Source organism: Bradyrhizobium sp. McL0616 (assembly GCF_049993385.1).
Classification (GTDB): Bacteria; Pseudomonadota; Alphaproteobacteria; order Rhizobiales; family Xanthobacteraceae; genus Bradyrhizobium.
Genome location: NZ_CP188255.1, coordinates 2,927,603 through 2,940,448 on the forward strand (window position 1 = coordinate 2,927,603; position 12,846 = coordinate 2,940,448).

The 12,846-nt window shown below is 59.8% G+C and carries 9 protein-coding genes and 5 pseudogenes; 6 read left to right on the top strand and 8 right to left on the bottom strand.

What is annotated here, in order from left to right:
• Positions 1–36: 36 nt before the first annotated feature.
• Both ACPPVR_RS13880 and ACPPVR_RS13885 read right to left on the bottom strand, forming a co-directional pair.
• The gene (locus ACPPVR_RS13880) at positions 37–1,272 is read right to left on the bottom strand and encodes a hypothetical protein (protein ID WP_426614763.1); all 1,236 of its coding nucleotides are present in this window, start codon (positions 1,270–1,272) and stop codon (positions 37–39) included.
• Positions 1,273–1,328: 56 nt separating this feature from the next.
• The gene (locus ACPPVR_RS13885; RefSeq protein WP_426616102.1) at positions 1,329–1,511 is read right to left on the bottom strand and encodes an HAD hydrolase-like protein; all 183 of its coding nucleotides are present in this window, start codon (positions 1,509–1,511) and stop codon (positions 1,329–1,331) included.
• A gap of 592 nt (positions 1,512–2,103) precedes the next feature.
• Here ACPPVR_RS13885 and ACPPVR_RS13890 point away from each other — a divergent pair.
• The 4 genes and pseudogenes from ACPPVR_RS13890 to ACPPVR_RS13905 all read left to right on the top strand — a co-directional run bounded on the left by ACPPVR_RS13890 (position 2,104) and on the right by ACPPVR_RS13905 (position 4,851).
• Entirely contained in the window at positions 2,104–2,907 is an 804-nt protein-coding gene (locus ACPPVR_RS13890) for a YdcF family protein (protein WP_426614764.1), read from the top strand.
• A gap of 297 nt (positions 2,908–3,204) precedes the next feature.
• Positions 3,205–3,351: pseudogene (locus ACPPVR_RS13895) on the top strand (carbamoyltransferase N-terminal domain-containing protein); the annotation flags it as partial.
• A 145-nt stretch (positions 3,352–3,496) separates the two neighbouring features.
• Positions 3,497–3,730, top strand: a pseudogene (locus ACPPVR_RS13900) (carbamoyltransferase N-terminal domain-containing protein); the annotation flags it as partial.
• Positions 3,731–3,774: 44 nt separating this feature from the next.
• On the top strand, positions 3,775–4,851 hold the full coding sequence (locus tag ACPPVR_RS13905) for a carbamoyltransferase C-terminal domain-containing protein (protein WP_426616103.1): 1,077 nt from the start codon (positions 3,775–3,777) through the stop codon (positions 4,849–4,851).
• Positions 4,852–4,917: 66 nt separating this feature from the next.
• On the opposite strand, the gene ACPPVR_RS13910 is transcribed toward ACPPVR_RS13905, so the two are convergent.
• Genes ACPPVR_RS13910 through ACPPVR_RS13920 form a run of 3 tightly spaced genes read right to left on the bottom strand, consistent with a single transcriptional unit; the run spans position 4,918 to position 8,155 of the window.
• The gene (locus ACPPVR_RS13910) at positions 4,918–5,181 is read right to left on the bottom strand and encodes a hypothetical protein (protein ID WP_426614765.1); all 264 of its coding nucleotides are present in this window, start codon (positions 5,179–5,181) and stop codon (positions 4,918–4,920) included.
• Between the two features lie 37 nt (positions 5,182–5,218).
• Positions 5,219–6,187, bottom strand: coding sequence for an NAD-dependent epimerase/dehydratase family protein (locus tag ACPPVR_RS13915; RefSeq protein WP_426614766.1), 969 nt, complete (start codon positions 6,185–6,187; stop codon positions 5,219–5,221).
• A 54-nt stretch (positions 6,188–6,241) separates the two neighbouring features.
• A complete protein-coding gene (locus ACPPVR_RS13920; protein ID WP_426614767.1) occupies positions 6,242–8,155 on the bottom strand; it encodes an SDR family NAD(P)-dependent oxidoreductase in 1,914 nt (637 codons plus the stop codon).
• A gap of 720 nt (positions 8,156–8,875) precedes the next feature.
• On the opposite strand from ACPPVR_RS13920, the pseudogene ACPPVR_RS13925 reads away from it, so the two are divergent.
• Both ACPPVR_RS13925 and ACPPVR_RS13930 read left to right on the top strand, forming a co-directional pair.
• Positions 8,876–8,986, top strand: a pseudogene (locus ACPPVR_RS13925) (GDP-mannose 4,6-dehydratase); the annotation flags it as partial.
• 40 nt (positions 8,987–9,026) lie between these two features.
• Positions 9,027–9,922: pseudogene (locus ACPPVR_RS13930) on the top strand (GDP-L-fucose synthase family protein).
• 137 nt (positions 9,923–10,059) lie between these two features.
• On the opposite strand, the gene ACPPVR_RS13935 reads toward ACPPVR_RS13930, so the two are convergent.
• From ACPPVR_RS13935 to ACPPVR_RS13945, 3 genes and pseudogenes are all read right to left on the bottom strand, one after another.
• Positions 10,060–10,410 carry a hypothetical protein gene (locus ACPPVR_RS13935; protein WP_426614768.1) on the bottom strand — a complete coding sequence of 117 codons (351 nt, stop codon included), beginning with the start codon at positions 10,408–10,410 and terminating at the stop codon, positions 10,060–10,062.
• A 286-nt stretch (positions 10,411–10,696) separates the two neighbouring features.
• A pseudogene (locus ACPPVR_RS13940) lies at positions 10,697–11,872 on the bottom strand (ERF family protein).
• Complete coding sequence (locus ACPPVR_RS13945; protein WP_426614769.1) at positions 11,856–12,716, bottom strand: YqaJ viral recombinase family protein; 861 nt, start codon at positions 12,714–12,716, stop codon at positions 11,856–11,858. Before ACPPVR_RS13945 ends, ACPPVR_RS13940 begins: the two are co-directional and overlap by 17 nt.
• Positions 12,717–12,846: the final 130 nt, after the last annotated feature.

The following is a 12,846-nucleotide window of genomic DNA, read 5'->3' on the forward strand; positions in this document are numbered from 1 at the left end:
GCCCGTCCGACGGGCCGGTACGGAGCCTCCGCTAGCCTAGATCGGGTGCTTCTCGCCGACCAGCCGTGGCGTCACGCACCATAGTGCGATTAGGATCACCAGCCCGTGCGTCAGCAGCGATGTGGTCAGGGGCGTGTTGGTGAGTATTTGCGGCATCAATCCGCTCGACAACAGAATGAACCGGGACGGCAGGCCGGACGAGACGTAGTTGGAGAAGGCGAAAACAGCGCCGCATGCCAGTGCCGCGATCGGGGCCAACCACGGGCCGACCGATGCCACGCCTTCAGTCGCGAACAGCGACGAGTTCATGTAACCCATCGTGTAGGTATTTTGCATCACCACTGAAAGGGGCACATCGTAAGGGCACACCGCGGGCTTGAGGAACGATATCTGACAGAAGTAGGTGTGCGGGTGAGTCGAAAAGAAGGAATTGTAGATGTCCAGGGCGCTCGACTGGATGGCGAACATGCGAATGTTAATCACCTTGAAAAAGGCCTCGGACAATCCGGCTTGTCCCGGCAGAGCCAGGTTGGCCAGGACAAGGCCGACTGCAAGAGGCAGCAGAAGGGACAGGATCGAGGCGATCCTGGCTTCGAAAAGCGTGACCAGAATCAGAAGCCACAGCAGAAGCGCAGGCGCAAACAGGGCAAGCTTGCTCAACGTGATCGGAAAGAAAGACAGCATCAGCAAGAGCGCGAGCGCGGCTCGCTTCGGCTGGCGGCGCTCCAGATGGCTCGCAAAGGCGAACGGCAGCAAAGCACTGAGCGTGATGCCGATCGCGTAGCGTAGCGGCGCCGGAAAATCGATGTCCTGACGGAAGTCGTAGATGCGCTCGAGCGACACGAGTCGGAAGTTGTATCTCGATGCAGCCAGAAGCGTGATGAGTGCCAGAACCTCGATGCACAGCAGGAGCTTGCCAAACGCGCGTTCCGAGAGTTCAAATCCAGGTTTGAGTCGAGTGGGCGACACGATCGCCAGCGGAAGAAAAACCAGGAATGACGCCATGGCGGAGAAGCGCGCGAGGTGGTGATCGTAGGGATACCTTGAAAAGGTATTGATCCAAAGGAATCCTGCCATCATGACGAACAGGCTAAGCCCGACCACAAAGCCGAAGCTGAACCGTGCGGCCGCAAACAGCGCGATGGGCACGCATGAAAACACCGTGACGACAGCAATCGCCTCGAGGAGGCGTTCTTGATGGAAAGGAATGTAGTCGAGGCGCTTCGCGACTTCGACTAGAGACAGGCAGCAGAGTGTGGCAAGCAGACCCAAGAGACTTATGATCCCTGCTCGTCCTGCGAGGAGGGAGGCTTCCGACTTGTGCCCAGTCATGGCCTGTCGCTTCTTTCCGTCGACAAAAGCTCTCGGACATACGTCTCGAGGTTGCCGCCCGGGAACAGAAACCCTCGTACGCCCGCCGCTGCGGCCGCTTCCAGGTCGCTGGATTTGTCTCCGATAAGGAGGTTGTGGCTCACGTCGACAGGCGAGCGCTCGAGAAGGTCGGTAATCATGCCAGGTGCGGGCTTGCGCCGCGGGTTGGTTTGACGATATCGCTCCAGGACGGCTTCCGGGTGGTAGGGCAATACTCGAATGCGTCAATGTGAGCTCCGCGCTTTGCCAATTCGCCGGCCATCCAGTTGTGAAGTGTAACGACATGGCTCTCATCATAGAGGCCTCTGGCGACCCCCGACTGGTTGGTTACGATAAAAGCAAAGTAGCCAGCATCATTGACCGCTTTGACGGCTTTTGCGGCGCCGTCTATCCATTCAGCTTGGCGATTTCGAAGACATAGCCGCTATCCTCGTTGAGGACGCCGTCGCGATCAAAGAAAACGGCCGGCCTATTCAAATTTGGTCTCCTTGCTTCCGTTCGGCGCAGACATCGTGCCGCAATGGGCCCCATCGATTGCCATTGACAACCACCATGAGTAAAGGATGCTGCAGGTTTGGTACTATCAATATTCGTAACATGTCTTGCCTCCCATTTTGAGGGCTGGATCGCTGGGTAATCTTAGCTCTTTCCGTCTTTCGCCACTTGAATCACGCATTAGAATATATTTTCTGCTCTCGTTCCTGTCCGAGTGCAATTGGCGAAGTTGGAGCAATGTATTTCATTCTGTCGAAGACCGTTGGCGAGCTACTCACCCCATCAACGTTCATTGTAGCGCTCGCGCTGGTTGGTCTCTTGCTCATCGTTTGTCGCTTGCCCGTCCTTGGCGGACGTACCCTGGTCGTTTCGTCGCTTCTTCTAGTTTTATGCGGGGTATCCCCGCTCGGCCTTTGGTTATTGGAGCCATTGGAGAACCGTCTTCCCAGCTGGGACGAAACCCGAGGGGACCCGACCGGAGTTATCCTGCTGGGTGGCAGCATCGATGCAGATCTTTCGTCTGCGCGAGGAGCGGCCGTCTTTCCGACGGGGGCAGATCGCCTGGTAGCGGCAGCCGAGCTCGCTCGGCGCTATCCGAACATTCCCGTTATTTTCACGGGTGGGAGTGCTAACCTCACCAATGGTGCGCGCGAGGCGGATTTTGCCGCGGGTGTTTTTGCGAGGTTGGGATTGCCTAATGATCGCATAATCATCGAGCGCGAGTCTCGGAACACATTTGAGAATGCAGAGTTCACAAAAGCGATTGCCCTTCCGAAACCTGGTGATCGCTGGTTGCTTGTTACATCAGCATATCATATGCCGCGATCAGTTGCATTGTTTCGAGCAGCGGGTTTTTCTGTTGAGCCGTACCCGGTGGATTGGCTTACGCCCGGATCCTCAGGTGGATTTTGGATAGATAGGCCATTCTACGGATTGCGCCGTACTGATCGAGGAATCCACGAATGGCTGGGGCTACTTGCAGATTGGATATCAGGAAGAAGCAAAGTACTTCTTCCTGCCTACCGTCCGGAGAGCAACTGAACAATCATAGGGGTTTCGGAGGGACCATCAGAAAACGTCAATACGCACAGAATAAGCCATGCGCAGAAGAAGAAAACGGCAGCACCTATTCTCCGGCCCAAAGTCTTCCTCCTGTCGATTGGAGCGGCTGGCTGTCGATTGGAGCGGCTGGCGGCACCGCCTGAACCTAGGCGAATCGCCTAGTATCACTGCCACCGATCGGGCGCAAGCAGGGGCAGATGCCAAAAAATCGGGAAAGCCAGGCTCTTGTTTATTTTTCCCCAGTTTCTATACGTGCCGTCTAGAGGTGGCGTACATATGCATGTGATCGGAATCAGCTCTGGCATCAAACACGGCCACCACGACGGCGCGGCGGCGTTGCTGTGCGATGGCGAATTGGTCGCGGCAGCTGAAGAGGAACGGTTCACGCTTGCCAAGCATGCGCGCGGCGAATTACCGCGCGGCGCCATCGAGTCCTGCCTGAAGCAGGCTGGGATCACCATGCGCGACGTCGATTGGATCTGCTCGCCGCTGAAAACCTACACGAACTACGCACAACGGCTCACCGAATATTTCAAGTACCAGTTCGGGCACAGCCCGAAAGATCGAGCTGTACGACCATCACCTCTGCCACGCGGCGAGCTCGTTCTACGGGTCCGGTTTTTCCGAAGCGACGGTCGCCTGCTTCGACTTCTCCGGCGATTCCAGCTCCGGCCTCGTCGCGCACGCGCGCGGCAACGACTTCCGCGTGTTGACGCGCTTCGGCCGGCACAACAGTCTTGGCCTCTACTACGGGATGCTGACCCAGTATCTCGGCTATCAGATGACGAACGACGAGTACAAGGTCATGGGCTTGTCCTCTTATGGCAGTCCGGACTATCTGGACAAATTCGCCAAGCTGCTGCGTCCAACGGCATCAATTACGAGCTCGATCCCGAACTCGATAAGCGCAGGCGTGACGCGGAGATCTTCACCAGCGATTTCTCGACGCGGCAGGAGCGCATCTTCAGCGAGAAGATGGAGGAGATTTTGGGACCACGGCGGCTGCGCGGCCAGCCGCTCGACCAGCGGCTGACCAACATCGCCGCGAGCGGCCAGAAACAGCTCGAGATCGTGGCCACCGAGGTGATCCGGACCGCAATCAGGGAAACGGGTTGCGGCGACGTCTGCATCGCTGGCGGCGTCGGGTTGAACTGCAAGATGAACATGGAGATCGCAGCCGAGCCAGGGGTTAAGCGGCTCTACGTTCCGCCGGTGCCGCATGATGCCGGCGTGGCGCTGGGCGCCGCGATGCTCAAATGTGCCGAGGCCGGCCACCGCATCACGCCGCTGACGCACGCCTATTGGGGCCCTGAATACTCCAACGACACGATCCGGGAGACGCTGGACAAAATCGGCGCACGCTTTGAGCTACTCGATGATCCCGTGGCGCGCTGCGTCACCGATCTTGCGGATCAGAAGACGGTGGGCTGGTTCCAGGGCCGGATGGAATACGGTCCGCGCGCTGGGCAACCGCTCGATCCTGGCCGATCCGCGCCACGCGGACATGAAGGACCGCATCAACCTCACGATCAAGTCCGCGAGGAGTTTCGCCCGTTTTGTCCCTCGGTGCTGTACGACCGCCAGGCCGACTACTTCGAGAACGCCTTTGATGCGCCCTTCATGGTGGTGACGTTTCCGGTCAACGCGAAGGTCGCGGAGACCATGCCCGCGGTGGTCCATGTAGATAACACCGCGCGTATCCAGAGCGTTTATGAGGGGAGCAATCCGCTTTACAGTCGCCTGATTGGAGCGTTCGCCAAGGCGGCATCGCTGCCGGTGCTGATCAACACCAGCCTCAATATCAATGAGCAACCGACCGCGAATGCGCCGCTGGAGGCGTTGCACACCTACTTCTGCTCGGGGCTCGATGTCCTTTATCTCGGAAATTACCGGTTATCGAAGTCACCGCGCGCGGCGGCATAGATTCCGTTTCCGCTCTCATTGTTTTGTTGCCTGGTTGGTCCGTGCCAGGGTTCCCCGGGATCACGGTCAGCGTCGGATCGCCGGCATTTTTTGCTCGCGGAAGTCTAAATTGTTGCTGATAGCAATCTGAATTGCAAGATTACCACGTGGATTGGGTGCTCCCGAACGGGCGGACGAGTGGGTAGAGAACTCAGGGAATTCAGTAGGTTGGAGCGCATCTGCTTGCAGCAAGCGGATCTCGCGACGACGGACCTTGATCGAGATTCGTTCCTGTGGCCGAAGATTGCCGGCGAGCTGCAGACGGCATCGAGGCAAAAGCAACTCGGGCACGGATTGCCCGTGATACATGGCTAACTTGGATGAAGTTTTAGTGGTGATCCTCTGGAGCACCTTCCGTATTCTGAGCCGACAACGCAAGCCGCAGGCCCTCGTCGAGGGAGACCTGCGGCTGCCACCCGGTTGCGATCGCCTTGGAGACGTTGAGTTCGAGCGAACCGATCAGGCCGTCATGCGTATCCTGCCGGCCGACCACGCTGAGGAGCGTGCTGAGAAGGTCCGGCGGCATGCGGAACAGCCGCGAGCTCTTGCCGGATGCCTTGGCCAGCCGCTCGATGAACTCCGGCGTCGAGACCTGTTCCCTGTCGGCCACCAGGAAGATCTCGAAATTGCTCGCGGGATCGGGATGAGCGAGCCGGCGCAGGATGAACGACGAAAGATTCTGCACGGCCAGAAAAGCACGCTGATTGCTGATCGCGGCGAAGGGCAACGGCAGTCCCAGATTCACCGCACGCGTCAGCAGCGCGAAATTGCCCTTGGCGCCCGCGCCATAGACCAGCGGCGGCCTGATCACCGAGATCTTCATGCCGCCGTCGCGCGCCAGCGTCCGCAGGCCCGCCTCGGCCGCGGCCTTCGACTTGCCGTAGAGGCCGCGCGGCGTGAGGATGTCGTCCTCGCTGAACGGCGCGCGGCCTTCATTGCTGCGGCCGTGCACGAGAACGGTGCTGATAAAGATGAAGTGGCGCACTCCGGCCATTGCTGCGCTGCGCGCTAGGTTGAGTGTGCCGTCGATGTTGACGTTGCGGTAGAGCTGGACCGCGTGCTCCTCGTGCTTGTGATGCACGCGCGCGGCGAGATGGACGACGGCGTCGACGCCTTCGAGCGCAGCACGCCAGTCGGTCTCGGGGCCGATCGATTGGATGACGTCGCCGTCTACGCCTCTCGGGCTGCGGACCGCACGATGGACTACCCATCCCTCGCGCAGAAGGACGGGTGCAAAGTGGCGTCCGATGAAACCGTCGGCTCCCGTCACCAGTACGACCGGTTTAGTCCCGCTCATCTTTGCTCCTTCCGTTCTGACTCGCGACGACGATCTTGCCTTGAGACTGCATGGTCAGGCCGCGGTCGACCCGAATTCCGGAACTGCGTCTTTCAGGATGGTCCGGATGGTGGTCCGATCGTCGCGCGCGATCGCCTGCTCGAGTGCCGTGATCCATTTGCGCAGGGTCTGCATCGGCGGCTCGTTCGGCTGCGCGGCCATGATGCCGGCGACACCGATCTCGCGGGTCGGCTCCTCGGACGCAAACAGGATCTCGTGCAGGCGCTCGCCCGGCCGCATGCCGGTGAACACGATCTCGATGTCGTAGCCGGGCTGGAGACCGGAGAGGCGGATCATGCGCTCTGCGAGATCGACGATCTTGACCGGCTGGCCCATGTTGAGCACGTAGACCGACACATCCGAACGTGCCGTGCCGAGCGCGTGCGTTGCCGCCGTGATGACGAGGTCGCAGGCCTCGCGAATGGTCATGAAGTAGCGCACCATGTCGGGATGCGTCACCGTCACGGGGCCGCCGGCCTCGATCTGGGCCTTGAACTTCGGCACCACCGAGCCATTCGACGCCAGCACATTGCCGAACCGGACCGAGATCAGCCGCATCGGCGGCCTGCCGCCGCCGCTGCCTGCCGCAAGATCGTGATCGAGCGCCTGGCAGTACATCTCGGCGAAGCGCTTGGTCAGGCCGAGCATCGACACCGGCTCGATCGCCTTGTCGGTCGAGATCATCACCATGGCTTCGGCGCCGGCGCTGTGCGCCGCATCGGCAACGTTGATCGAGCCGAAGATGTTGGTCTTGACCCCCTCGCTCCAGTCGCGTTCGAGGATCGGCACATGCTTGAGGGCTGCGGCGTGGAACACGATGTCCGGCTTGAACTCGGCCATCAGGCGCATGACGCGCTCGCGGTCGCGGATGTCGGCGATCCGCCCTTCAATCGCGGCAGCAGCACCTTGCGCCGCGAGCACCTCGGTGACCGCGTAGAGCGCCGGCTCGGAATTTTCCACGATCATGAGGCGCGCGGCGCCGAAGGCGACGACACGCTCGCAGATCTCTGAGCCGATCGAACCGCCGCCGCCGGTGACGATCACCGCCTTGCCCCTGATTAGGGCTTCGAGGCGCGCATAGTCGATTGTCTCGCTCGGCCGCAACAGGAGGTCCTCGACCGCGACGGCCGTGAGCCGCGGGGTATCGCCACTCTCCAGCGAGGGCATGCGGTTGACGATCACGCCGAGCTTGCGTGCCCGCATCAGGATCGATTCCGGATGGGCCTCCGGCTCGAACGCCGACGGCGTCATCACGACGCGTGCGATCGCCTTGTTGCGTTTGGCGAAGTCGGCGATGACGTCCTCGATGTCGTCGATGCCGCCCAGCACCGGCACGCTACGGATCGACTGGCCGCGATCGGAGTTCGACGGCGACAGCACGCCGACCGGCCAGATGCGCTTGATCGCCCCGCTCTCGATGCCGCGCAACAGCACCTCGGCATCCGCGGCACGGCCGATCAGCAGCGTCGGTGCGGCATCCGCGATCCGGGCATGACGCCGCACGCGAGTGTAACGGAAATAGCGGTAGGCCATGCGCGACGCGCTGAGGAAGGCGATCTCGATGAACCAGTAGAGGACGATCGTCACCTTGCCCAAGAAGAAGACGCCGCGGACGTTGGGGGCGACGAAGATGTAGTCCAGCACGAGCAGGGCAACCGTCAGCACGGTCGCGACGCGGATGATATTCAACGCGTCGGGCAGCGAGATGAAGCGCCATTTCGTCGTCGTCAGGTTAAAGACGAAGAACACGACCACGCTGAAGGCGAGGAAGTAGGGCAGGATCTGGAACAGCAGCGGCAGGCGGTCGAAGAAGCCTTCGCCGCCCTCGAAACGCAGATAGAAGGCGACGAACAACGCCGCCGTGGTCGCCAGCAGGTCGTGGAGCGCGATCAGAAAATTGCGCAAGGTGAGATGCGAAAGACGCGTCATCATTTAACTCAATAAGCGCCAGATTTATTTCAAGCCTGTGTGCATTCTGAACATTCGGGAGCGGGATCAGGTTTCGGGTAGCTCGAATGCAGACCGATTGTCAGACGGAGAAGATTTCAAACCTAGTCGAAAATGATTCAGGAGCTCAAGAGCTGCACATTGCCAGAATGGCCAAAAAGGTGATCTGCCTTCGGACTGACAACCACATACTGACGTTTGTCAGACAGGGCTGCTGGTGCTTCCAATTGACTGACCGAGGTGATGGCTGAACAGTTCGAGCTATGCAAGGAGTTTCTTTGGTACCGAATATGAGTTGTTCGAACACCCGGCATTGGTTCTTTGATCGCCAGTTGGACCTGTGCGGAGGACTAAGTTCGTCGGGTGAATTCGATGGTTCTGTTCGTGAAGGCTGCTGAAATGTGGAACCCGGGTGAGGTCGCCTTTTCCTTGCTCAAAGCTGTCCTTCAGCCTCCGCAAGAGTCCCCTATCTCAAGCTGACATACTAAGAGGTGACTCCTAGATAACGGATAGCGATGAGCAAGTTTGTGTTTCTATCTACTCGTTTTATAGCTGTTCCCTGAAGCCCGAGTTGCCGAGATTTAGGCTTGACCAGGGTGCCCGCCCAGTTCAGAGGTATGCGCGATTCTCGAAACTACTCGCTAGATGCCCGTCTAAAACAATCGATGGAAAATATGACCCAGCGGGTGGCTCTGATCACCGGTGCTCGGCTGGAAGCCGAAGCGGACGTTTGCAGAGCTCGTCGAGGAGATGATGACGAGCGATCTGGCTGAGGCAAAACGGGACGCGGCCGGTGGCAAACGCACCGTTTGAGCTGAAGGGCAAAAGCGTCTACGTCGCCGGCCATCGCGGCATGGTCGGCAGTGCGCTGGTGCGCCGGCTGGCGCGGGAAGACGTCGAGCTCGTCACCGTGGACCGGGGCGAGGTCGATCTCTGCAACCAGGCCGCCGTGTTCGACTGGTTCGCCAAGACACGCCCCCAGGTCATCTTCCTTGCCGCTGCCAAGGTCGGCGGCATCGTCGCCAACGACACGCTGCGTGCCGAGCTCATCTACGACAACATCGCGATCGCGGCCAACGTGATCCAGGCCGTGCATCAAAACGGCGCCGAGAAGCTGATGTTTTTGGGCTCCTCCTGCATCTATCCGAAGCTCGCACCGCAGCCGCTCCGCGAGGACTCGGTGCTGACCGGCCCGCTGGAACCGACCAACGAGCCTTATGCGATCGCCAAGATTGCCGGCATCAAGATGGCGGAGGCCTATCGCAGCCAGTACAGCCGCGACTTCATCAGCGTGATGCCGACCAATCTCTACGGCCCCGGTGACAATTATCATCTCGAACTGAGCCACGTCGTCGCCGTCCTGATCCGGCGCTTTCATGAGGCGAAGGTCGCTGGCGCAGAGAGTGTCGTGGTCTGGGCACCGGCTCGCCGCGGCGCGAATTCCTCTATGTCGACGACATGGCCGATGCCTGCGTGCACCTGATGAAGACCTATTCGAGCGCGGAGCTGATCAACATCGGCACCGGCGAAGACATCACCATCGCCGAGTTCGCGCGCGTCGTCGCCGCAGTCGTCGGTTACGGTGGCGAGATCAGTTTTGACACCTCGCGTCCCGACGGCACGCCGCGCAAGCTGCTCGACGTCAGCCGGCGCGACCGGTTCGGCTGGCGCGCGCAGATTTCCCTCGCGGAAGGTTTGAGGCAAACTTACAACGATTACGAGTATTCCGCGAATTCTGGAGGCTTGTGACTGCACCCGAAGGTATCGTTGGCAAACCAAGCCGGTATGCGCACACCAATAAAACTTCTCTTACGCCCCACGGCGTTGTATTGATTGTATATAGCGTTAGATGGGCTCGATGCTGGCCGCAGCTCGACGAGCTTGGATCATAATTCCGCCTCACCTACGCGTGGTGAATGAAATGCCGACCGGCGAGTGGCCCCGTTGAACCGGTTGCCGGAGAAGATCCGTTCCGATCGATCTCGTCGAAAACTATTGAGCTCTTTCAGCAATAAGAGGCGTCGAAGCTGAGTGCCATTCAGCAACGCTTCAAAGATAGAGAACGCCTCGCGGGCCTGGACATAGACCTCCATGCTGACGGTGTGTTGATCAAAACCGTACGAAGCAAGCCTAGTTTCGATATCGGTCGCGGCAATCGGATCAAGCTGCCAGTCCAGGGCATTTTGCAGAGTGTAGAATTCGGCTATATCTTGCAATTTCGGAGCGATGCCAACCATGTCGATACGTCGAAGCGCCAGCTCTATGGCTTTCTGTCTATAGCTTTTTAGAAGCCGGTGTCGCAGCACTCGATACCGTTGCATCTCCCAAGATAGTTCGGCGAGTCGATGGCAAGGAGCCATTCGATAGCTGACCGTGGAGCGATGTCCTGAAAAATTGCTGCTTGGAGCGCTTGATAGTGATCAAGGCTCTCTCCGGGCAGCAGTTGAGGGGCGGGACGTAAGGCTTCGAACTCGATGGGTAAGGCAGTGACGGCTTGCGACGGACGGCTGTCGGAATGCCCATTCATTGACGCGGTGCCTCTGGCGGGTGTTGTGATCCGAGAACTTGTTTGGTTGTGTTTGCTTGGTCGGTCGCATGGACCGGACTTAGGTCCCAAAGCTTCTTTGCGATGGGTAGAGGCGAGATCTGCACGTTGGTCCACCATGCTCTCTCGTTTCCATTGCGGTGGAGCTCTTGATGATGAGACCGGCAAAGAGGGACCGTAAATTCGTCGCTGACCTTGCGTCCGAGCGCCCGTGGTTAAGAAAATTTTAGATGATGGGCATCGGTGGGCGTTTTTTTGCAGACGAGACAGGCTCGGCTCCGAACGAACGCAAGATGCACCTTACTGCGCATTCGCCGCGGCTCCTTCGGGAAAGCAAGGCCGGTCTGCTGCTGTTCGGGGGCGCGAGCAATAAGCGCCTCGAGTTCTGGCCAAGGCGGCCCGCTGCAAGCTTCGTCGACCGGCGCGGGCTGTTGCCCTCCAACACCGAGTTCGGCAACTGCCGCGTCCTCGACCCGCTTCTGGTAGGCGTCTTCGAGAATGCGGGCGTCCGCCGCCAGGAGCGTGTTCTTCAGGGGCAGGTTGGCTTTGGCCCAGGTGAGTAGGCTGTCGCTATCTCGTTTGGAGGCGAGTTCGCCAAGCAGCCTATCCAATAGCTCCGCAGAGCGTTCCGGCGGCAGAACCGGCGGCCGGTTCAGGATCTCTTTGGACGGCTTTCCTTTCGGTCTTGGGGCGGCTTGTGGTTCGGTAGCGGCGGGAGGCCCGGCAATCGCATCCGGGGCGTCCATATCGTCCTCTCCGGCGATCCCGACCAGGGCAAACAGGGCGTAGCGCCGGGCATAGGTCAGCGCCGCACCCATTCGGTGCGGCGCTTCCACGTTCTTGCTGGCGCAGACCGGCCAGTCTGAGGAGATCCATTCCCCGGAGGCATGTGCGAGCAGGGTGGTGAGGTGGATGTGGCCGGTCGGCTGCTCGACCCGGGTGGTCTGGATCGTTGCGATCTCCTGCTGGCTCAAGGTCTTTCTGACGATGTCCAAGCCGCTGGCGAGTGACGCATAGCGAAACGTTCGATCGTCCTCCCGCGGAAAGGGCGACCGAATGACAGCGGTGAGGGTCTTCTCCGGGTTCATGAGTTCGGCCTGAGCCCGGGCGAGGGCGGCTGCGATGGTGCCGATGCGCTCACTGGACTGATGCATGGGATCCCTCCGTGAGCCGGGCCTCGAAACTGATTGCCCCCGATTTTGAACGCTTGGCCTTGATGCCGTGGCCCGTCGCCTCCTTGGCGTCCTCCGGCATCAGCTTCTTCAGGTCCGCCTTGGCGGTCTCATGCTCCCCATGCGCGTCGCGGGTCCGAAGATAAGCGGCGGCCAGATCCGCCCATTGATTGGAAGTTGACATATCGACGACCTTGACCGCCTCCAGCCGCGGACGTGGTGTCTCGATATTGAATAGGATGGGCGGCTCGCCGCTTTGGACGCAGCGCCAGAACTTCTTCTCGGCCGTGAGCAAGAGGTGCTGGTAAAGCGGGTCGGCGTGAATCTTGATCTCGACCCATTTGCCACCACCGGTGACGATCGATAGCACCCCGCTGCGGGCTGCTATGACCCACATGTTGTGCTGCAATTGCGCCATGTGTTTCTCAGCCGCAGCTTCCTCGGTGAACGCCCATGGCAGCATGAATTTGGCCTCGAACACCGCGCCGGTCTGTTCGACCACGCCGTCCAGCGTTGCCGCCATCCATTTATGGATAGGATGCCGCACCCGCTTCTGGATGTCCTTGACCGTTTGGCCGGAGGACTTCTGGTACCAGGCGCGATTGAGCACCTCGGTTACCGTTCCGAGCTGAACAATCAGGTTGTCTGAAAGGTCTTCCGGACCGACCTCGCCGCGTTTTTCCCGCCACAGCCGTACGAGAGCGTCCGCGTCGGTGCCCATGATGATGCGCGCATCTGAGCCACCAATGAAATGGCGCCGATCCTGAGGATTGAAGGTGATGATCCGAGGGTGTGTTGCTGGGCCGTTCGTTTGAACTGATGTCACCGGTCTCTCCTACTCAAGTACAATGCAGCCAGGTTGCTGCACTGCTCGAAGCCCCGGACTTGCGGGGCGAGATACCGGCGCGTGGCCTTTTTTATGCGCCCGTTCGAATCAGTAACGCTCCAAACGCAGG